Source organism: Providencia burhodogranariea DSM 19968 (assembly GCF_000314855.2).
Taxonomy (GTDB): Bacteria; Pseudomonadota; Gammaproteobacteria; order Enterobacterales; family Enterobacteriaceae; genus Providencia; species Providencia burhodogranariea.
On the sequence record NZ_KB233222.1, the window covers coordinates 2,326,311 to 2,345,971 of the forward strand.

20 protein-coding genes and 1 pseudogene are annotated in these 19,661 nt (G+C 40.1%); 9 read left to right on the forward strand and 12 right to left on the reverse strand.

All coding sequences use genetic code 11. From position 1 onward, the window contains the following. Window positions 1–162: 162 nt before the first annotated feature. The 3 genes and pseudogenes from OOA_RS09890 to OOA_RS09900 form a co-directional block, all read right to left on the reverse strand. A pseudogene (locus tag OOA_RS09890) lies at window positions 163–1,293 on the reverse strand (RNA-guided endonuclease InsQ/TnpB family protein). Window positions 1,294–1,373: 80 nt separating this feature from the next. Continuing rightward, window positions 1,374–1,562 (reverse strand): hypothetical protein, encoded by a 189-nt coding sequence (locus tag OOA_RS20625; RefSeq protein WP_008912013.1) that lies wholly within the window; start codon window positions 1,560–1,562, stop codon window positions 1,374–1,376. Between the two features lie 146 nt (window positions 1,563–1,708). Then, complete coding sequence (locus OOA_RS09900) at window positions 1,709–2,284, reverse strand: LOG family protein (RefSeq protein ID WP_040690931.1); 576 nt, start codon at window positions 2,282–2,284, stop codon at window positions 1,709–1,711. A 367-nt stretch (window positions 2,285–2,651) separates the two neighbouring features. Between OOA_RS09900 and rhtA the strand changes: the two genes are divergently transcribed. Continuing rightward, entirely contained in the window at window positions 2,652–3,539 is an 888-nt protein-coding gene (gene rhtA, locus OOA_RS09905; protein WP_008912015.1) for a threonine/homoserine exporter RhtA, read from the forward strand. 418 nt (window positions 3,540–3,957) lie between these two features. Continuing rightward, on the forward strand, window positions 3,958–4,461 hold the full coding sequence (gene dps, locus OOA_RS09910; RefSeq protein WP_008912016.1) for a DNA starvation/stationary phase protection protein Dps: 504 nt from the start codon (window positions 3,958–3,960) through the stop codon (window positions 4,459–4,461). Window positions 4,462–4,606: 145 nt separating this feature from the next. On the opposite strand, the gene OOA_RS09915 is transcribed toward dps, so the two are convergent. Both OOA_RS09915 and dinG read right to left on the reverse strand, forming a co-directional pair. Further along, window positions 4,607–4,936, reverse strand: a complete 330-nt coding sequence (locus tag OOA_RS09915) for a DHCW motif cupin fold protein (protein ID WP_008912017.1) — start codon at window positions 4,934–4,936, stop codon at window positions 4,607–4,609. 91 nt (window positions 4,937–5,027) lie between these two features. After that, a complete protein-coding gene (gene dinG / locus OOA_RS09920) occupies window positions 5,028–7,157 on the reverse strand; it encodes an ATP-dependent DNA helicase DinG (protein WP_008912018.1) in 2,130 nt (709 codons plus the stop codon). A 243-nt stretch (window positions 7,158–7,400) separates the two neighbouring features. Between dinG and OOA_RS20720 the strand changes: the two genes are divergently transcribed. Both OOA_RS20720 and sseA read left to right on the forward strand, forming a co-directional pair. Continuing rightward, window positions 7,401–7,562, forward strand: a complete 162-nt coding sequence (locus OOA_RS20720; protein WP_008912019.1) for a hypothetical protein — start codon at window positions 7,401–7,403, stop codon at window positions 7,560–7,562. Window positions 7,563–7,588: 26 nt separating this feature from the next. Continuing rightward, the gene (sseA, locus tag OOA_RS09925) at window positions 7,589–8,428 is read left to right on the forward strand and encodes a 3-mercaptopyruvate sulfurtransferase (RefSeq protein WP_008912020.1); all 840 of its coding nucleotides are present in this window, start codon (window positions 7,589–7,591) and stop codon (window positions 8,426–8,428) included. A gap of 113 nt (window positions 8,429–8,541) precedes the next feature. Here the strand turns inward: sseA and OOA_RS09930 are convergent, their stop codons facing one another. The 3 genes from OOA_RS09930 to rhlE form a co-directional block, all read right to left on the reverse strand. Further along, the gene (locus tag OOA_RS09930) at window positions 8,542–8,790 is read right to left on the reverse strand and encodes a GlsB/YeaQ/YmgE family stress response membrane protein (protein ID WP_008912021.1); all 249 of its coding nucleotides are present in this window, start codon (window positions 8,788–8,790) and stop codon (window positions 8,542–8,544) included. Between the two features lie 194 nt (window positions 8,791–8,984). After that, window positions 8,985–9,935, reverse strand: a complete 951-nt coding sequence (gene dusC, locus OOA_RS09935; protein WP_008912022.1) for a tRNA dihydrouridine(16) synthase DusC — start codon at window positions 9,933–9,935, stop codon at window positions 8,985–8,987. Then, on the reverse strand, window positions 9,935–11,290 hold the full coding sequence (gene rhlE, locus OOA_RS09940; RefSeq protein WP_008912023.1) for an ATP-dependent RNA helicase RhlE: 1,356 nt from the start codon (window positions 11,288–11,290) through the stop codon (window positions 9,935–9,937). Before rhlE ends, dusC begins: the two co-directional genes overlap by 1 nt. Before the next feature lie 312 nt (window positions 11,291–11,602). Here rhlE and OOA_RS09945 point away from each other — a divergent pair, with 312 nt between their 5' ends. From OOA_RS09945 to OOA_RS09965, 5 genes are all read left to right on the forward strand, one after another. Further along, window positions 11,603–12,289 carry a CerR family C-terminal domain-containing protein gene (locus OOA_RS09945; RefSeq protein WP_008912024.1) on the forward strand — a complete coding sequence of 229 codons (687 nt, stop codon included), beginning with the start codon at window positions 11,603–11,605 and terminating at the stop codon, window positions 12,287–12,289. Between the two features lie 81 nt (window positions 12,290–12,370). Continuing rightward, window positions 12,371–13,366 (forward strand): secretion protein HlyD, encoded by a 996-nt coding sequence (gene hlyD / locus OOA_RS09950; protein ID WP_008912025.1) that lies wholly within the window; start codon window positions 12,371–12,373, stop codon window positions 13,364–13,366. A 9-nt stretch (window positions 13,367–13,375) separates the two neighbouring features. Continuing rightward, window positions 13,376–15,118 (forward strand): ATP-binding cassette domain-containing protein, encoded by a 1,743-nt coding sequence (locus OOA_RS09955; RefSeq protein ID WP_008912026.1) that lies wholly within the window; start codon window positions 13,376–13,378, stop codon window positions 15,116–15,118. After that, window positions 15,115–16,254 carry an ABC transporter permease gene (locus tag OOA_RS09960; protein WP_008912027.1) on the forward strand — a complete coding sequence of 380 codons (1,140 nt, stop codon included), beginning with the start codon at window positions 15,115–15,117 and terminating at the stop codon, window positions 16,252–16,254. Before OOA_RS09955 ends, OOA_RS09960 begins: the two co-directional genes overlap by 4 nt. 12 nt (window positions 16,255–16,266) lie before the next feature. Further along, window positions 16,267–17,373, forward strand: a complete 1,107-nt coding sequence (locus OOA_RS09965) for an ABC transporter permease (RefSeq protein ID WP_008912028.1) — start codon at window positions 16,267–16,269, stop codon at window positions 17,371–17,373. Between the two features lie 131 nt (window positions 17,374–17,504). Here OOA_RS09965 and OOA_RS09970 read toward each other — a convergent pair whose 3' ends face one another. The 4 genes from OOA_RS09970 to moaC all read right to left on the reverse strand — a co-directional run bounded on the left by OOA_RS09970 (window position 17,505) and on the right by moaC (window position 19,635). Beyond that, window positions 17,505–18,212 carry a Bax inhibitor-1/YccA family protein gene (locus tag OOA_RS09970; protein WP_008912029.1) on the reverse strand — a complete coding sequence of 236 codons (708 nt, stop codon included), beginning with the start codon at window positions 18,210–18,212 and terminating at the stop codon, window positions 17,505–17,507. Window positions 18,213–18,458: 246 nt separating this feature from the next. After that, complete coding sequence (gene moaE, locus OOA_RS09975; RefSeq protein WP_008912030.1) at window positions 18,459–18,911, reverse strand: molybdopterin synthase catalytic subunit MoaE; 453 nt, start codon at window positions 18,909–18,911, stop codon at window positions 18,459–18,461. A 2-nt stretch (window positions 18,912–18,913) separates the two neighbouring features. Then, entirely contained in the window at window positions 18,914–19,159 is a 246-nt protein-coding gene (gene moaD / locus OOA_RS09980; RefSeq protein ID WP_008912031.1) for a molybdopterin synthase sulfur carrier subunit, read from the reverse strand. Beyond that, the gene (moaC, locus tag OOA_RS09985) at window positions 19,156–19,635 is read right to left on the reverse strand and encodes a cyclic pyranopterin monophosphate synthase MoaC (RefSeq protein WP_008912032.1); all 480 of its coding nucleotides are present in this window, start codon (window positions 19,633–19,635) and stop codon (window positions 19,156–19,158) included. Before moaC ends, moaD begins: the two co-directional genes overlap by 4 nt. Window positions 19,636–19,661 lie beyond the last annotated feature (26 nt).

Sequence of the window (19,661 nt, forward strand, 5' to 3'; positions counted from 1 at the left end):
CGATTCGAGAATGCCCCACCAAATAGCGGCGCATTATGCCACAATCGAGCGCTTAGATCTTGTGCTGATTTAATCGACCAATGTGCTTTACAAAATATACTCGTCACTAATTGACTGCTCCCCTCCCTAAGGGGGTAAAATTCCCAATTCACAGAGTCCAACCTACGCCTCGCTAAGCGATTTAGGAATGACAGACTCTCCAAGGACTAACACCGCTAGACCAGCGGCTTTAATATTTTTAGCGGCGTTAATGTCACGGTCATGATCAGTATTGCACTCAGGGCATACCCAAGACCGTCTATTTAACGCCAGTTTAGGCAGTGTGTATCCGCAACAATCACAGCGCTTTGAAGATGGGAAGAACTGTTCTATGGCAACTACAGAACGTCCAGAGCACTCAGCCTTGTACTGTAATTGATGCACAAACTCACCCCAACTTGCGTCTGCTATCGCTTTAGATAATTTAGGGTTGCAGATCATGTTTTTTACTTTTAAGGATTCAACGCAAACAACTTGGTTCTCGTTAATCAGTTTGCGGGATAACTTGTGCAAGTTATCCATTCGGCAATCGGCAATTTTTGCGTGGAGTTTTGCGACTTTTAGTTTTGCTTTAGCGCGGTTACTTGAGCCTTTTTTCTTTTTGCTCAATCGCCTCTGTAGCAGAGCTAAACGTTTTGCATATTGCGCAGTGTGGCGGGGATTACCTGTTTTAAATCCAGTATCAGTGACGAACAAATCTTTTAAACCAACATCAGTGCCTACCGTTTTTGCAGAGATAGGCCGTGGTTTTGATTCAAATTCACACTAGCAGGACACGAAATATCGTCCGGATGCGTCTTTGGATATGGTGATGCTTGATGACGTGGATGGTAGCTCTCGACTCCAACGAATATCTAACGGCTCTTTGCTTTTAGCCATGTACAGCCTGCCGTCACGGTACTTGAAAGCCGTATTCATGAAAGTTACTGATTGTCTATGGTGCTTGCTTTTGAATGTTGGGTATTTAGCGCGACCAGCAAAGAAGTTAGCAAAAGCTGATTGTTGGTGACGCAAGGCTTGTTGCAATGGCTCGGAGCTAACGTCATTCAGCCATGAATATTCAGGGCTTTCTTTCATAACAATTAGTCTTGCGCTCGCTTTAGTGTATGTGACTTTCTCTTTGTTTTCATAGAAAGCGTCGGTACGCCAACGAAGGATTGAGTTATAGACGAAACGTACACAGCCGAACGTTTGAGCTAAAAGCTCAGCCTATTCAGGTATTGGGTAAAACCGATATTTATATGCGCGTTTCACTCTTATATTCTCATAGTGCGCCGTGTAAAGCACTGGCATTATTTACAGTTAAAGTCAACTGCACGCCTTATATCCCCGACCTAAAAGGACAGGGTTTTACGGCGCTCACTGATAAGGTGCTGCTGATTGTTTTGAGCAATGCAAAAATCTTGTACAACGCCTTCTAGTCCCACGACTAACACATTAAACTTATCATCGGCTATCGCATTTTCAACAAAATCATTTGCTTGCTTTGCGGGTTGCATTCTTTCGCTATCAAGATTCGCCATTTCTACAAATCAAACTTCGTACAGAGAAAGAATAGCATCAAGATCTTGCTTGTTTGTTTGCAGGTCTAATCATAAACACCCCATTGAACATAAAATCATTCCCGTTGCACTTTAAGAGGCAACTCAAATTATTTGGGATAGATCAATTAATCATAGCCTTTCAGTGATGGTGCAGTATAGCTTTCGAAACCATCTAATAATGCTGAAGGACAAGATTCAACAATTGCCATATTACGATATTTTTCCTGCATAAAATCTTCCTCAACCATTTTATTCGTCATATCAATCAGTGGTTGCCAATAATCATTAATATTAAGTAAACCACAAGGTTTGGTGTGCAAACCTATCTGACTCCATGTAAATACCTCACTAAATTCTTCAAGAGTTCCATATCCTCCTGGTAACGCAACAAAACCATCAGCTAATTCAATCATTTTATTTTTACGCTGATGCATTGTTTCAACTATATGCAATTCAGTTAAATTTTTATGGGAAATTTCACGTTTTTCTAGAAGTGACGGAATAACACCAATCACTTTACCGCCTAGCGATAAAATAGTATCTGCAACCGTTCCCATAATACCGACGCTAGCACCACCATAAACTAAAGTAATATTGCGGTTGATCATTTCTTCAGCAAACCTAATCGCTTGTTGTTGATAAATTTCATTAGAGCCCATTTTCGATCCGCAATATACTGCGATACTTGTCATTTTTTTCATTGTTATCCCATTGTTATCATGCTGTTTTACGATAATAGTTATACTCTTCATCTGGGTAAATTCAAGATAGTAGATATTCGGATGCTAGTTAACAGTACAGGTAAAGCCTGTTTACAACGTTAATTATTTTACCCTACAGGGACAAATATATTAAAAATAAAAATCATTCATCCGCAGTTTTATATTTAATAATATGCATATTATCTAGATCCGGTTTATGCCATAATCGCGGCTATTGTTATATTCGTCAGTGATGACACACGAAACACTGTATTATTTCCCTCTTGTAGCGAAATATCTGTCTTTGAAACATGGCCAACAAACTTTTTGCTGGCATAAACTCGTATTTCTGAGGTTTAACTTATCCATGTCTGCCGATACTAAAAAGAGTGCCTTTCCTTTGTTACCTGTGGGATTGCTCTTACTCGCAATGCTTTCCATTCAAAGTGGAGCCTCTCTGGCCAAAACATTATTTCCTGTTATCGGTGCGCCGGGGGTTACTGGGCTACGTTTATTGCTTGCGGCTATAATTCTATTTATTATTTTTAAACCTTGGCGATTGAAATTTAGACGAAATTCATTAGTTCCACTATTAACATATGGTCTTTCTCTAGGCACAATGAATTATCTGTTTTATCTTTCATTAGAAAGAATTCCTCTCGGGATAGCTGTTGCTCTTGAATTTACGGGACCACTCGCTGTTGCTATGTTTTCATCACGTAGGCCTATTGATTTTCTTTGGATAGCATTCGTCATTATTGGTCTACTATTTTTATTACCGATTGGTGACGATATTAATACCCTTGACCCTATTGGTGCGTTATATGCACTAGGTGCTGGAGTTTGTTGGGGTATCTATATTATTTTTGGTCAACGTGCCGGAGCTGGTTATGGCACAGCTACCGTGGCTATAGGATCATTTATTTCTGCTGTAATATTTTTCCCTATAGGCTTAATGCAAACTGGATTCGATATTATGTTTAATCCAGAAATTCTTCCTATAGCGCTTGCAGTTGCTATTCTTTCTACGGCAATCCCTTACACATTAGAAATGATTGCTCTCACACGCCTTCCTGCTAGAACTTTCGGAACATTAATGAGCCTTGAGCCTTGTATGGGAGCATTTATTGGTATTATCTTCCTTCAAGAGCATTTGACCTTAACGCAATGGTTGGCTTTATTGTGTATTGTGTGTGCCTCAATTGGTTCGACATCAACCGCTCGACCTAAAACAAAAATAGAAGAAGTGTCTTAGTACATTCCAAATAATCAGAGCTGTATGTAATCACCTCAGCTATTTCGATAAAAACCCGATGAACATAAATAATATTGTGATTCGGGTTGCTGGTCTTTAATGGTGTTCGTTAAATAATATATTAAATCATTTAGAGAATAACGAAAAATTTGTTATTTATTTTGTTAATTAAGTTAATAAAATAAAAAGAAATGATTTATTATTTTTATTTTTGTAAAGTTTATATCATGCCATTGAAATAATAGTTCACCGACCCTATATTATTAATTAAGTTTTGTTCTGTTTATTTAATTGATAAATCGTTATCACTTTTACCTATCAAAGTAATAGAATTTTACGTTATGACAACTAGGGTCTATTACGATATATTAGTTAACAGAAACAAATTGCTAAACAATTAATCATAAGGGGAACAATTATGAGTACAGCTAAATTAGTAAAAGCGCCTCAAGCAAACCTTTTATATACCCGTAATGATGTTGAAGATAGCGTAAAATTAGAATCTATCAGTATGCTTAATTCCATGGTTATCAATTTTATTGATCTTTCATTAATGACCAAACAAGCACACTGGAATATGCGAGGCCGTAATTTCATTGCAATACATGAAATGTTAGATGGTTTCCGTACGACGCTGGTTGAACATCTTGATGAATTTGCTGAACGTGCTGTTCAGCTTGGTGGTATCGCAATTGGAACGACTCAACAAGTTAATAAACTTACTTCGTTAGAAGCTTATCCAATTGATATTCATGATGTTCAAGATCACTTAAAAGCACTAGCAGACCGCTATGCTGTTGTCGCTAACGATATTCGTAAGGCGATAGATGAAGTTGAAGATGAAGATACCGCTGATATGTTTACTGCAGCATCACGCGATCTTGATAAATTCTTATGGTTCTTAGAAGCAAACATTGAGTAATGTCGATAAAATAGTCAACGTTGATTGACCTAATGGCCACACAATTGTGTGGCCTTTTTATTGATTAATACTAAGCTCATTCCTGAAACTCTTTAGATTAAATTGCATAAATTAGAAATAAAGGACACACAGTTAACTGATTTATTTAATCGACAATAAACAATTTAGCGCCTGTCGATGTTGACGAACGGTGAGCTTCAGCATTATCAGCCACTTGATAGCTTATACCTGGCGTTAATGTGAAAGTACGGCCGTCATCCAGTTCTGAATGCAACTCACCTTCCAAACAAAGTAGTATGTGCCCTTTTAAACACCAATGATCGGCAAGATAGCCTGGTGAATATTCAACCATTCGAACACGTATATCACCGAATTTAGCGATGCGCCATAATGCATACCCCTGCTCACCTTCATGAATCTCTGGCTCAATATTGCCCCAACAAGTGATCCCAAATGGAATATCATTCATTTTCATTTTTATTCCTGTTTTTTGATTTATTAGAACGCCTCACTACATAATCATCAATATCATTAACAGGCTTTAAATTGAAGACAATATGACATCCTTACTTTGACTTTTTTTTACTCTTCTCTATATCTGGCATTTCAGGGCGTTCAATCGGAAAAATAGGCAATGCATTGAGTAAACGTTTACCGTAACTTTTGGTAATTAGCCGTTTATCATAAATGACGATTTCACCATAACACTGATGGCTACGGATTAACCGCCCTGCTTGTTGGATCAAATTAAATGATGCGCTTGGTAAGCTTTGTACTTCAAATGGATAACGTTTTAACAATTTTAGCCACTCACCTTCCGTAATAATGACTGGATTATTGACGGGTGGAAAGGCTATTTTGTGGATATGTACTTGAGTCAAGTATTCGCCTTTTAAATCTAACCCTTCAGCAAAGGATTGCAAACCAATCAAGGCACTAGCTAAGCCTTTATCAATTCTTTCGCAATGAGTTTCCACCAATCGATAACGCGGTTGATCGCCTTGAACTAATAACTGTAAACGTAGATCTTTCAAATGCTCAAGAAAACCATCCATTGCGCGCTGGCTGCTAAATAAAACTAATACACCACGATGATTCTCTTTTTCTAATTCATTGCGAAAATAACTGGCCATTTCAGCAAGATGTTGTGCCTCATTAGCAATGGTTGGTTCATTTTCCATTTGAGGAATAATCAACTTACCCTGCTCAATATGATTAAAAGGGGAAGATAGCGAGATAAAACGGTCATCACTTTTTTCAGATAACCCCGTCAGCTCTTGAAAACGTGAATAACTATTAAGTGAGCGTAGTGTTGCTGAAGTGATAACAATATGGGGGATATTGCGCCATAAAAGCTGCTGTAACTGCTCACTCACTCGGATCCCGGCACAATGCATAAATAAACGAGACTGGTTTTTTTCGTAACGACGCGTAAGCCATTTCGACACAGGTGCTCCAGAGGCTTGGTCAAGCGCAGCTAAACGCCACAGTTTAGCCATACTTTCAAAATACCCCATGGCTCTACTGGTTAATAGAATAGAGCGATGTAAGCGAACAATATCCTGCTTAGCTGTTTGCTCCGCTAAATCATTTGAAATTGATTCAGCGAGCCCCCTGAGTGCATCCGTCAGTTTGAATAAATCCTGACAACATAATTGCATCGCTTCAGGTAACTTCCCTAAGGGGAATAAATATTCTGCATCCTTTGACGTTTCAGGTAATAACGCATTTGTTAATAATGAAAAATCACGAAAAGCTTCACGTAATTTTTCAGCATGCTGTTGCAAACGCTCTGGATTAGCTAATTTAGGTGGCTTCGCTGGCCTAAATTGTGCAACATATTGCCCAACATGATGAATAAAACTGTCAACTTGCGCAGTTAATTGCACAAGGGTAATTTCCCCCTCAACTTCCAAAGCATCTCTAGCAACATCAGGCACGTGGTGCCCTTCATCCAGCACTAAAAGTAGTTTTTTAGGATCAGGTAATACAGATTCACTTTCCATTGCAGCCATGACCAACGCATGGTTAGCAACAACTACATCAGCATCTTCAATTTCACGGCGAGCAATAAAAAATGGGCAGCGTTGATAGAATTGGCAGTTTCGACCTAAACAGTTCATTTTATCGGTACTCACTTTACGCCATAAATTATCGCTAAAAGCTCGTTTATGGTGGTCTCTTAAGCCATCCCACACAAAACCATGAAAGTCATTACGTAACTGTTGGCAAATTGCTCTTTCTTCACTATTAGCGACTTCATGTTTATCTTCAACTAGCAGCATTAAATCAATTTGCTCACCTTCAGCTGCACATATCGCTTCAAGATTACGTGGGCATACATAACGAGCGCGCCCAAAAGCACCTGTAAATTTAAGGTCAGGAATAATTTTACTCAGTAATGGTAAGTCTTTACTAAATATCTGGTCTTGAAGTGCGACGTTCGCAGTACTTACCACCAAAGTTTTACCTTCTTCGCGGCCAACTGCAATCCCGGGAATGAGGTAAGATAGCGTTTTCCCAACGCCTGTGGGTGCTTCTATGACTAAATGGCGACCTTCCTCATCAGCTAAATTCTTTGCTACTTCGGCAATCATTTGGCGCTGAGGAGCGCGGGACACGAACCCATCAATTTGTAGTGATAACCCTTTATACCATTGAGTTATATTTTCTTTTATTTTGTTAGACAGGGACATAAGGCTCGCAGATATTTAATTTAGAGAACGTAGAATAACCAAATAGGCCAACAACGCAGAAATAAAAGTGCAGTATTTACGGATACCCTCGCAAAAACTACTGTTTAAAAAACCATTATGCCATAAAATTGGGGACAGGTTGGCAAATTGCCAAATCATCAGCAGAAAAAAGAGTATTTAACTTGTCTGCAACAGGCATCGGGTTATACTTTGGGTTTACTTCTTCTAATCAGGTTATAAAAAATGAAAAAGCTTGTTATCGCACTTTTTGCGCTATGTGCATTTTTCTCCATCGGTGGAACTGTTTTAGCTGGCATGAATATTTATACGCGCTCTACTACCCCCTTAGAGCAAAGCCAACCGGAACAACCTTCTGTTTTGCCGTCAGTGAATCAAGCCCAGTAACTTTTAAACTCAGGATGATGTAGCTTATGTATGACGCTTATTTTGTGACCCCCGAATGGTTAAACAACCATTTGTCAGATGATGATCTTATCGTACTTGATGCTTCATCTCCTCCGCCAACAGCTCCCTACGACTGTCGACTACGTTGGTTAGAAGAACATATTCCTAGCGCACAATTCTTTAATCAAGATGAAATCGCAGACACCAATATTCCTCTGCCACACATGCTTCCTGATGCAGAGACTTTTAGCCATGCTGTCGGCGCTATGGGGATCAGCAATAATACTCAAGTGATTATTTATGCTCAAAATAACTTATTTTCAGCACCGCGTGCATGGTGGACATTTACCACCATGGGTCACAAGCATGTCAAAATTCTTGCGGGTGGAATTGATGCTTGGAAAGCGGCAGGATTTAAAACTGAGTCAGGGGAAGTAGCTTCTCCAGTAGCTCAAACGTTCATCGCTAAGCGTCATGATGCAAATGCATTAAATCAAGCTCAAGTACTTGATATCATCAATGCTGGCGAAGTTCAGATTATTGATGCGCGTGCTGCTGCTCGTTTTTTAGCACAAGCACCCGAGCCTCGCCCAGGTTTAAGAATGGGCCACCTACCCGGCAGTAAAAATATGCCTTGGGATCTACTGGTAGAAAATGGCCAATTTAAATCACCAAAACAACTCAATGCTATATTTGCTGAACAAGGCATCGATATTCATGCCCCTTCTGTCACAACCTGTGGTTCAGGAATGACTGCAGCTGTCGTATTGATGGCACTCACTTTATTGGGTAATACCAATGTCAGAATTTATGACGGCTCATGGGCTGAATGGGGTCAAGATAATGGATTACCGATAGAGGTTTAACATTTCATTCGTGCAAAGAGTAATTCCCTTACTATCGCTAATTCATTTATAGAAATAATAAACCACAGCATTACTGTGGTTTATTATGATGTATCAAGGTACTTTATACTCTGCTACTTAGCGAATACTCCGGCCAAAAATAGCACCACTATTGCCCCGATCACTGCAACGACAAAACTGCCGAAGTTGAAACCATCTACCTTACCTTTGCCGAAGAAAGTACTGATGTATCCGCCAACGACTGCCCCAACAATCCCTAATATGATTGTCATGACAAAACCAATTTGGTAGGTTCCTGGCATGATCCATTTAGCCAAAATTCCCGCAATGAGACCAAAGATAATCCAAGAAATAACACCCATCATAGACCCCTATACAAAGTTGAGTATGGCAAAATTGAATATGACAAAATAGAGTATAATTCTATTTGTTTGCCGTATTATGACATATAGCTTAACTTCAATTTATCGTCACTAAAAAATGACATAGCCATTTAATTAAAGATCTAATAGTCTATTTTTGCAAATCCAAAAGGGTCTACTTGATTAAAAAAGAATCAATCAATCCTTTTTTCGATTTCTTTTTCTATCATGTCGGCAATTTGACTCGCATTTTTTAATGCTCTCACATGTGAAAATAGTTCATCAGCTTGTGTATATTCTTTACGCAGATAACTTAACCATTGTTTAATGCGTGCTGCATGGTAGTGTCCTGTATCACCTTGTTTTTCAAGTTCAGTGTATTTTAGTAATACTAGACCAACTTGCTCCCAAGGCATTTTAGGCTGATTATTTTTCACTACATGACTAAGATTAGGCGTATTCAAGGCCCCCCTCCCGATCATGATGGAATCGCATCCGGTGATCGCCATACAGCGTTGGGCACTTTCATAATCCCAAATTTCACCATTAGCAATAACGGGAATCGATAGTCGGCGACGGATATCTCCAATCGCCTGCCAATTTATTTTTTCAGCTTTATAGCCATCTTCTTTAGTACGTCCATGCACTGTAAGCTCAGTCGCCCCAGCTTGCTCTACAGCATCTGCAATTTCATGGCAAAACTGACTATCATCCCACCCTAATCTTATTTTTACTGAAACTGGTAATTCTTTAGGAATCGCTTCACGCATAGCTTTCGCCGCACGATAAATAAGTTCGGGTTGTTTTAATAATGTTGCTCCGCCACCATGACCATTCACTGTTTTCGAGGGGCAACCACAATTAAGATCAACTCCCCAAGAACCCAGTGAAACTGCTCTATCTGCATTTTCAGCCAACCATTGAGGATGCTGCCCTAATAATTGCACCCGAACTAACGTCCCTGATGGAGTACAACTACCGTGTCGTAATTCAGGGCAAAGGCGATAAAAGGTTTTAGCGGGTAATAGAGTATCTACAACGCGTACAAACTCAGTAATGCACAGGTCATAATTATTGACCTCACTTAACAAAGAGCGTACTAACGAATCAAGAACCCCTTCCATGGGAGCAAGAACAACACGCATTAACCTTCACCATGACTCGATCGAGTTTTATTTTGTGCGCTTTTCCAAGGTGAACCTGACGTTGCTGAAGGCTTACCTTTTGGAGCTGCTCCTCGTTCACGGCGTGGCTTTGCAGGAGCTCTATCGTTAGAAGTACGCGCAGTACGCTTATCTCCGCCACGTCTATCATTATTACGCTGAGGACCTTTTTGAATAGGTTCGGCTTTGATAGATGGATCTGGTTCATATCCCTCTATTGCCATTGGCGTGATCGTCTTTTTCAATAGTTTTTCGATATCTTTCAGTAATTTAATTTCATCGATACAAACTAAAGAAATGGCCATACCTGTTGCTTCTGCTCGTCCTGTACGACCAATACGGTGGACATAATCTTCCGAAATATTTGGTAATTCAAAGTTAATAACATACGGAAGTTGTTCAATATCGAGGCCTCGAGCTGCAATATCTGTTGCAACTAAGACACGAATATCACCAGATTTAAAGTCCGCTAGCGCACGAGTACGTGCACCTTGACTTTTATTACCATGGATTGCAGCCGCTTTAACACCATCTTTATTTAGCTGTTCAGCGAGACGATTTGCACCATGCTTAGTACGTGTAAACACCAGAACTTGTTGCCAGTTTTCACGACCAATCATGTGAGATAGCAGCTCGGCTTTACGTTTTTTATCCACATGGTGAACAAATTGAGTGACTTGCTCAGAAGCGGAGTTCCTTGGAGCAACCTCAATTGCAACCGGATTGGTCAGTAATTTATTAGCTAACTGCTTAATTTCATCTGAAAACGTCGCAGAAAAGAGTAAATTTTGGCGTTTTTTCGGTAATTTATTGATTACGCGACGAATATCATGGATGAATCCCATATCTAACATACGGTCAGCTTCATCAAGCACGAAAATTTCAACTTGAGATAAATCCACTGCGTTTTGATGAGCGAGATCGAGTAAACGCCCAGGAGTTGCAATCAAAATATCAACACCACCACGTAGCTTCATCATCTGTGGGTTGATACTTACACCACCGAATACTACGCATGAGCGAATTCTTGAATGAATACTATATTCTTTTACATTTTCAGCAACTTGAGCAGCCAACTCACGTGTTGGCGTTAAGATTAATGCTCTAATTGGTTTGCGATCTTTTCCAACACGCGGGGTAGAAATCAGTTTTTGTAAAATAGGTAAGGTAAAACCGGCAGTTTTGCCTGTTCCTGTTTGTGCACTCGCTAAAAGGTCATTACCCGCAAGGACTGCTGGGATAGCTTGCTGTTGAATAGGTGTAGGAGTTTCATAGCCTAATTCATTGATGGCAAGCAAGATTTCCTCGTTTAATGCGAGGTCTGAAAAACTAGTCAAATTTATTACTCCGGGCTTCACCACTCTGAATCATCAGAGGCAGTTCGAGGGGAAGGGTTATATAAAGGAAAGGTGCAAACTGCCGTGCTATTCCCAAAATTCTAACATTATTTGTGTCTAATAAATATATTAATTTAGCTAAGTAAATAAATTAATATAAAATTATCTTAAACTAGTATATATAACTAGTTAGCACGAGAAGATGTCGCTTTATGTCACCTGTTTATACTAAAAGCCGTTTAGATATAGTTAAGGTGATATTTAATTTTGACTGTTAAGGTGATTCATAATTTTGACTGTTAAGGAACTAGCATGATAACAAGCACACCATCCACTCATAGAGGAGAAAACGCCAAAGTGCAGCTGCTAATCGCCGCTGCTGATGTCTATGGTGAATTAGGTCTGGACGGAGCAACAACTCGAAAAATTGCTCAAGTTTCAGGTCAGAATATTGCCGCTATTTCATACTATTTCGGTTCAAAAGAGGGGTTATATTTAGCAGTAGCCCAATTAATTGCAGATACAATCAAAGAAGATTTTTGTGAGATCCTAAAGAAAATAGATGCCTATCTTGGTCTAACCTCTCCCTCACCAAATGAAGCAATCAAACTCTTACAAAGTACATTAATAGCTTATAACTATTTCCAACTAGAAAAAAAGAACATCAGTTTTTCACGCATACTTGCCCGAGAACAGCTCAATCCAACAGAAGCCTACTCTATCATCCATGAACAGGCTCTAGGCCCTATCTATACAAAATTAAATCGTCTAATTGCTATCTATATTGGCTCCGATCCAAATAATTTAACAACATTGATTCAAACGCATGCGATCTTAGGGGAAACCCTATCGTTTCGTATTGCAAGAGAGACTTTGCTGCGACAAACGGGCTGGAAACACATCAATGAAGATGAACATAAAATCATTAACCAAGTACTTATAGAGCATACCAACATTTTATTAGAGGGGTTACGGCGTCGCAAAGATGCAGAAAAGTGATATGATTAATCAATAAGAAAGAGTTATTGATTATCGTTCTGTCATTTTCAAGCCATCTTTATTTACTCGAATAGGTTAGTTATGAACTTTAAACGTCCTTCCGTGTTTTTTATTCTTATTGTCATCGTACTCGGTATAGTAGCAAGTGGTTATTATTGGTACCAATCTCAGCAAGATAAAGTATTAACACTGTATGGCAATGTTGATGTTCGAACTGTAAATCTTAGTTTTCGCGTAGCTGGCAAGCTCGCATCTTTGGATGTCGATGAAGGTGCGAGCGTTATAACAGGGCAAACATTAGGTCAGCTTGATGATGCCCCTTATATCAATGCGCTGAATAAAGCAAAAGGTGTAAGAGATAGCGCAAAAGCCCAATTAGCAATGAAACAAAAAGGCTATCGCACACAAGAAATTGCACAAGTTGAAGCTGAAGTTGCCCAAAAACAAGCCGCTTGGCAATATGCTGAAAGCTTTTATAAACGTCAGCAAGGATTAGTTGCATCCCATGTTATCTCAGCCAACGAATTAGAAAATGCGAAAACAAACCGAAATCAGGCATTCGCTGCGCTAAAAGCTGCACAAGATAAATTAAACCAGTATCAAAGTGGTTTCCGCCAAGAAGAAATAGCTGCTGCACGTGGTGAGTGGCTACAAGCTGAAGCTGCTGTTGCACAAGCAGAATTGGATTTGAAAGATACACGACTCACTGCACCTTCTGATGGCACGGTTCTAACACGAGCTATCGAGCCGGGTACTGTTATTGGTGTTGGAAACACGGTTTTTAGTGTGACATTAAATAATCCTATTTGGGTTCGCGCTTATATCAGTGAGCCTAATTTAGGCATGGCGGTTCCCGATAGCAACGTTTTACTGTTTACCGATAGCCAGCCTGAAAAACCTTATCATGGAACAATTGGCTTTGTTTCACCTACGGCTGAATTTACACCGAAAACAGTGCAACCCCCCGAATTACGTACCGACCTCGTGTACCGATTAAGGATCATTGTCAATGATCCTGACGATGCTTTACGCCAAGGAATGCCAGTAACCATTCGTTTTGCTCAAACTGAGCAATAAGGCTCGATGATGAGCCAACTTGATTACCGTATTCACCTTGATGGTGTTGAAAAAACGTTTTTAGGGCTAGACTCTCCCGCTGTCGAGCGCTTAACCACAGAGATCCGTGGTGGTTCAGTAACGGGTTTAGTTGGCCCTGATGGTGCAGGTAAAACGACACTTATGAGAATGCTTGCTGGTTTATTAAAACCGGACTCAGGCACTATTCGCTTGATGGGTCTTGACCCAATCAAAGACAGCGTACAAGTTCATGCTAACCTAGGCTATATGCCTCAGAAATTTGGCTTATATGAAGATTTGACTGTACAAGAAAATCTTAATTTATATGCCGACTTACGTGGTGTGGTCGGGAAAGAGCGTCAACAAACCAATCAGCAACTCCTCACCTTTACTGACCTCACTAATTTTACCGGCAGGCTTGCAGGTAAATTGTCTGGAGGAATGAAACAAAAACTCGGCTTAGCATGCACTCTTATCGGTAAACCCAAAGTACTGTTACTTGATGAGCCTGGTGTTGGTGTTGACCCTATTGCTCGACGTGAGCTTTGGCAAATGGTTCATACCTTAGCGGATGAAGGAATGCTGATTCTTTGGAGTACCTCTTATCTTGACGAAGCCGAGCAATGTAAAGAGGTTCTGTTACTGAATCAAGGTAAACTTCTCTACTCAGGTGAGCCACAATCGCTCACTCAAAAAATGTCAGGAAGATCCTTCTTATTAGAGGTTCCTGCCGCAAATAAACGTGCTCTTTTGCAAGATGCTCTTGTTCTCCCAGAAACTACCGATGGCGTGATCCAAGGCAGATACCTGCGTTTAATTTTGAAACCTAATGCCTCTCAAGAGTCACTTCTCCAAGGCTTAAAGCTGACGGATGCAAAACTGATTGACGCTGAGCCACGTTTTGAAGATGCCTTTATTGATTTGCTGGGAGGTGGGCCTTCTCATCGATCTGAGTTAGCGGCAATTATGCCGCAAATTCCTGCCAATCCGAATGAAACTGTTATTGAAGCACGCAACCTTACAAAAAAATTTGGGGATTTTTCAGCAACAGATACTGTTAATTTTCAAGTAAAACGCGGTGAAATTTTTGGCTTGCTGGGCCCGAATGGTGCAGGAAAATCAACTACATTTAAAATGATGTGTGGATTGATGAAACCCACTGATGGGCAAGCATTAGTATTAGGCATGGATTTAAAAACCAGCTCAGATAAAGCTCGCCAGCATCTTGGTTATATGGCACAAAAATTTTCACTATATGGCAATTTAAAAGTCGGACAAAATCTCAAGTTCTTCTCAGGGATCTATGGCCTTCACGGCAAGCATCAAGCCACAAAAATCAGTGAAATGGTTGGTGCATTTAATTTTACGCCAATTATCAATCAAATAACTGACTCATTACCACTCGGATTTAAACAACGCCTCGCTCTCGCCTGCTCGCTGATGCATGAACCTGATATTCTGTTTCTTGATGAACCAACTTCAGGGGTTGACCCACTAACTCGTCGTGAATTTTGGCTTCATATTAATGGAATGGTGGACAGAGGTGTGACTGTAATGGTCACAACTCACTTTATGGATGAAGCTGAATATTGCGATCGGATTGGTTTGGTCTATCACGGCAAAATCATTGCTGCTGGTACCCCAGATTCACTGAAACAGCAGGTAGCCACAGAGAAAAACCCAAATCCGTCAATGGAAGATTCCTTTATTGAATTAATACTCGGCTATGATAAGCAACAGGGGGAGCAATGACCGCAACAACCTCCCATTTTTCTTGGCGTAGACTAAAAGCCTTATGCTTAAAAGAGAGCAAGCAAATTGTTCGTGACCCAAGTAGCGCGCTGATTGCAGTTGTGATCCCATTAATGCTGCTATTTATTTTTGGGTATGGAATAAATTTGGACTCCAGCCAACTACGTGTTGGAGTACTGATGGATCAACAGAGCCATGAGGCACGTGAGCTAGTCGATACTTTTACCGGTTCACCTTTTATCGATGCCACTGTCAGTGATAATCGACAACAATTGATTGATAAGATGCAAGCGGGTGAAATTCGTGGCATTGTTGTTATTCCGGTTGATTTTTCTGCACAATTATTACGTCCTGATGGTCACGCCGCCATCCAGATTATTACTGATGGTAGTGAACCCAATACGGCGAATTTTGTGCAAGCCTACACCAAAGGTATTTGGTATACGTGGTTAATCCAGCAAGGAGAAAATAAAGGTTACTCAACCGAACCTTTGATTGAGCTAAATATGCGTTACTGGTTTAATGAAGCTGCAATTAGCCAGCATTTTATTATTCCAGGTGCAATTAGCATCATCATGACAGTTGTTGGCGCAATTTTGACATCACTTGTCGTCGCTCGTGAATGGGAACGAGGCACAATGGAAGCCCTTCTTTCCACTCAAATTACCCGCACAGAATTATTACTATCTAAATTATTACCTTATCAAGTACTTGGTTCCTTTGTGATGCTCCTATGCATGATTGTCACCACGTTTATTTTAAAGGTTCCTTATCGTGGCTCACTCATAGTTTTATTTTTGATAAGCAGCCTCTATCTCGCGACGGCATTAGGAATGGGGCTATTAATCTCAACGATTACACGCAATCAATTTAATGCAGCTATGGTAGCCCTCAATGTTGCTTTCTTACCCGCTATTATGCTTTCAGGCTTTATCTTTGAAATATCCAGCATGCCAATATTTATTCAAGCAGTGACCTATTTTATTCCTGCTCGATATTTTGTTAGCAGTTTGCAAACATTATTTTTGGCTGGTGATATCTATCTTGTGCTACTAATCGATTTTTTATTGTTAATAGCTTCAGCAATTCTGTTTATTGGCCTAGCGGCTTGGAAAACACGCCGCCGTCTTGATTGATAAGGATCGAATATGTTTTACCGCCTATATACCTTAATCATGAAAGAGTTACAGTCATTATTACAGGAAAAGCAAACACGGATTATTTTGATCATGCCTGTTATTTTTCAGATGATTTTATTTCCGCTGGCTGCCACTTTAGAAGTGACTAACACCACTATCGCTATTTTTGATCAAGATGGAGGAAAGCATTCAATTGAGCTGACACAACGATTAGCCAAAGCTGAAGCTTTCTCTCATGTGTTACTACTTAAAAATGAACACGAAATTCGTGAGACTTTGGATAATCGTAAAAGCTTGCTAGTGGTACGTTTTGGGCAGAATTTTAGTGGTAATATCGATAGTCAACATACTGCTCATATGGCGCTATTGCTCGATGGTCGTAATTCTAATAGTGCACAAATCGCAGCGAATTATATCGAACAAATAGTGACGCAATATCAGAAGGAATTAACAGCAGGAAAGCCATTACCCAATAACAGTGAATTGATTGTCCGCAATTGGTACAACCCCAATTTAGACTATAAATGGTTTATCGTGCCATCATTAGTGGCGCTCATCACCACCATTGGTGTACTGATTGTCACCTCGCTTTCGATTGCCAGAGAGAGTGAGCAAGGTACTTTAGATCAGCTTCTCGTTTCCCCCTTAACCACATGGCAAATCTTTGTGGGCAAAGCGATCCCTGCACTAGTGATTGCGATAGCACAGGCCACACTAGTATTGATTATTGGTATTTTCTGTTATCAAATACCTTTCGCTGGCTCTCTACTTCTGTTTTATGCCACCATGCTATTTTATGGATTATCACTTGTTGGGTTTGGCCTATTGATATCCGCGATGTGTACCACGCAACAACAAGCATTTATTGGTGTATTCGTATTTATGATGCCTGCGGTATTACTGTCAGGCTATATATCGGCAGTTGAGAATATGCCTGTCTGGTTGCAAGATATTACATGGATCAACCCTATCCGCCACTTTACTGAGATAACCAAGCAAATTTACCTGAAGGATGCTGATTTTAGTGTTGTCTGGCATAGCTTGTGGCCTTTATTGGTGATAGCGGTCATAACCAGTTCTTTTGCTTATTATCTATTTCGCAAGAAAATCGCCTAATGGAATTGATAGATCCAAGTTTGAATACAACTGGCAATAAAAAACCCTTGTCTGTTTGCACATGACAAGGGTTTATATTCTTAATCACTTTTTGCTTGATAGGCGCTAAAGGCCACAAGTATGTTAGCTAATTAACGGCGATCGCCGAAAATACGCAGCAACATAAGGAACAGGTTGATAAAGTCCAGATAAAGATTCAATGCACCTAAAATAACAAACTTGCGCATATTTTCTTTATCATCAACATCAATCTGTGCACCCATTTCTTTTAATTTCTGAGTGTCATACGCGGTTAGACCTGCAAAAATGAGCACTCCAGCATAAGTGATAACCCAATACATTGCTGAACTTTGTAGCCAAATGTTGACTAAAGACGCAACGATGATACCAATCAGTGCCATAAACAGGAAGTTACCCATTCCTGTTAAGCTGCGTTTGGTGGTGTAGCCATAGAAACTAAGTGCACCAAACATCACCGCAGTGATGATAAAGGTACCGACTACAGATTCTTGCGTATACATTGCAAGGATCACTGAAAGTGTCACACCAGTTAGCATCGAGTAGAGCATAAACATACCCGTTGCAACCATTGCACTCATTTTAGGTAGCAGGAATGACAAGCCTAGCACTAAACCAAACTGAACAACCACTAAGCCAATAACAACGCCTTGGGTCAGAAATATTTTACCGCTCATTAAAAGATCTAGCGTGTACCAAGCAACAAATGCGGTTAGTAACAGGCCTACTGTCATCCAGCCATACACCTGAGACATAAATGTCTGAATGCTGGCATTACTGCGCTGGACAAGAGAATCATTACGTTGATCGAATCGATCCATGATGGTTACCCTTAATACATTAGTAGGAATCGACCACAGCAATGCGCCGTAGCCGGACAAATTCATTCAAAGTTTATCACAATTTATTGACATTACCATCCAACAAATAGGTAACCGTCACTTCATTGCATCATACTTCGGGTAGCTACACTCGCGTTGTAAATAGATTATTCTACTTCCTGAACAACCATCTAAATTATTGTAAGAACATAGCATCAATAATTATTATGGTTACAAATCAATTGATTACCAACGGTTCGCTGAATCGTTATCACTCTCTTTCGCTTCAACCCAACGTTCATTATCAGGTAACGTTTCTTTCTTCCAAAAAGGGGCTTTGGTCTTCAAATAATCCATTATAAATTCAGCGGCTTGAAAGGCAGCATTTCGATGAGAGCTTGTCACGCCGACAAAGACAATTTCATCACCCGGCCGCAATGTTCCCACCCGATGAATAACACTCACTCTTTGTAATTCCCAGCGACTACGTGCATCTGTCACGATATTAACTAACGCTTTTTCTGTCATTCCTGGGTAATGTTCAAGTGTTAATGCCGCGACGCTATCACCTAAATTATGATTTCTGACTTTTCCAGTGAAAGTAACAACAGCACCATCACTGTCACACTGTGCTAACCATTGGTATTGTTCACCAACACTAAAATTTTCTGTTTGGACTGCAATATGGGTATTTTCCATACTCATCCCCCAGTGACAGGCGGAAAGAAAGCGATTTCATCACCATCCGTTAAAGGATGCGTTGTTGGGACAAAAGATTGGTTTACCGCTGTCAGTAACTTGCCATCTTCCAATGCTAATTCCCAACGATCACCTCGTTGTGCCAATGATTGACGCAATGATTCAACATTTGGATAATGCTCAGATAACTCAAGACGATCTGTGCCAACAAGCTCACGCACTTGTGCAAAAAAAAGTACAGTAATCATGCATTCACCTTAAAATGTCCCGACTTACCACCCGTTTTTTCTAACAAGCGAACAGGTCCAATTACCATATCTTTTTGAACCGCTTTACACATATCATAAATGGTTAAAGCAGCAACTGAAGCCGCGGTTAACGCTTCCATCTCAACTCCAGTTTTTCCCGTTAAACGGCAACAAGATTCGATGCGCACTTGGTTATGTTCTGGTAATGCTTGAAGTGTAACTTCCACTTTTGTTAATAATAATGGATGGCATAGTGGGATTAACTGCCATGTACTTTTTGCTGCTTGAATGCCAGCAATACGCGCAGTTGCAAATACATCACCTTTATGGTGGCTTCCATCAACTATCATCGCTAAGGTTTCTTTATTCATTGAGACAAACGCTTCGGCTCTTGCTTCACGAACCGTTTCCGCTTTAGCAGAAACATCAACCATGTGAGCTTCACCCGACGCATTTATGTGAGTCAGTTGGGACATGTTCTCTCCTGAAAAATCAAAAATTT

Bases quoted from the DNA above. Each gene is read 5' to 3' on its own strand.
- OOA_RS20625 (WP_008912013.1), bottom strand. From the start codon at position 1,562: ATGGCGAATCTTGATAGCGAAAGAATGCAACCCGCAAAGCAAGCAAAT.
- OOA_RS09900 (WP_040690931.1), bottom strand. From the start codon at position 2,284: ATGAAAAAAATGACAAGTATCGCAGTATATTGCGGATCGAAAATGGGC.
- rhtA (WP_008912015.1), top strand. From the start codon at position 2,652: ATGTCTGCCGATACTAAAAAGAGTGCCTTTCCTTTGTTACCTGTGGGA.
- dps (WP_008912016.1), top strand. From the start codon at position 3,958: ATGAGTACAGCTAAATTAGTAAAAGCGCCTCAAGCAAACCTTTTATAT.
- OOA_RS09915 (WP_008912017.1), bottom strand. From the start codon at position 4,936: ATGAAAATGAATGATATTCCATTTGGGATCACTTGTTGGGGCAATATT.
- dinG (WP_008912018.1), bottom strand. From the start codon at position 7,157: ATGTCCCTGTCTAACAAAATAAAAGAAAATATAACTCAATGGTATAAA.
- OOA_RS20720 (WP_008912019.1), top strand. From the start codon at position 7,401: ATGAAAAAGCTTGTTATCGCACTTTTTGCGCTATGTGCATTTTTCTCC.
- sseA (WP_008912020.1), top strand. From the start codon at position 7,589: ATGTATGACGCTTATTTTGTGACCCCCGAATGGTTAAACAACCATTTG.
- OOA_RS09930 (WP_008912021.1), bottom strand. From the start codon at position 8,790: ATGGGTGTTATTTCTTGGATTATCTTTGGTCTCATTGCGGGAATTTTG.
- dusC (WP_008912022.1), bottom strand. From the start codon at position 9,935: ATGCGTGTTGTTCTTGCTCCCATGGAAGGGGTTCTTGATTCGTTAGTA.
- OOA_RS09945 (WP_008912024.1), top strand. From the start codon at position 11,603: ATGATAACAAGCACACCATCCACTCATAGAGGAGAAAACGCCAAAGTG.
- hlyD (WP_008912025.1), top strand. From the start codon at position 12,371: ATGAACTTTAAACGTCCTTCCGTGTTTTTTATTCTTATTGTCATCGTA.
- OOA_RS09955 (WP_008912026.1), top strand. From the start codon at position 13,376: ATGAGCCAACTTGATTACCGTATTCACCTTGATGGTGTTGAAAAAACG.
- OOA_RS09960 (WP_008912027.1), top strand. From the start codon at position 15,115: ATGACCGCAACAACCTCCCATTTTTCTTGGCGTAGACTAAAAGCCTTA.
- OOA_RS09965 (WP_008912028.1), top strand. From the start codon at position 16,267: ATGTTTTACCGCCTATATACCTTAATCATGAAAGAGTTACAGTCATTA.
- OOA_RS09970 (WP_008912029.1), bottom strand. From the start codon at position 18,212: ATGGATCGATTCGATCAACGTAATGATTCTCTTGTCCAGCGCAGTAAT.
- moaE (WP_008912030.1), bottom strand. From the start codon at position 18,911: ATGGAAAATACCCATATTGCAGTCCAAACAGAAAATTTTAGTGTTGGT.
- moaD (WP_008912031.1), bottom strand. From the start codon at position 19,159: ATGATTACTGTACTTTTTTTTGCACAAGTGCGTGAGCTTGTTGGCACA.
- moaC (WP_008912032.1), bottom strand. From the start codon at position 19,635: ATGTCCCAACTGACTCACATAAATGCGTCGGGTGAAGCTCACATGGTT.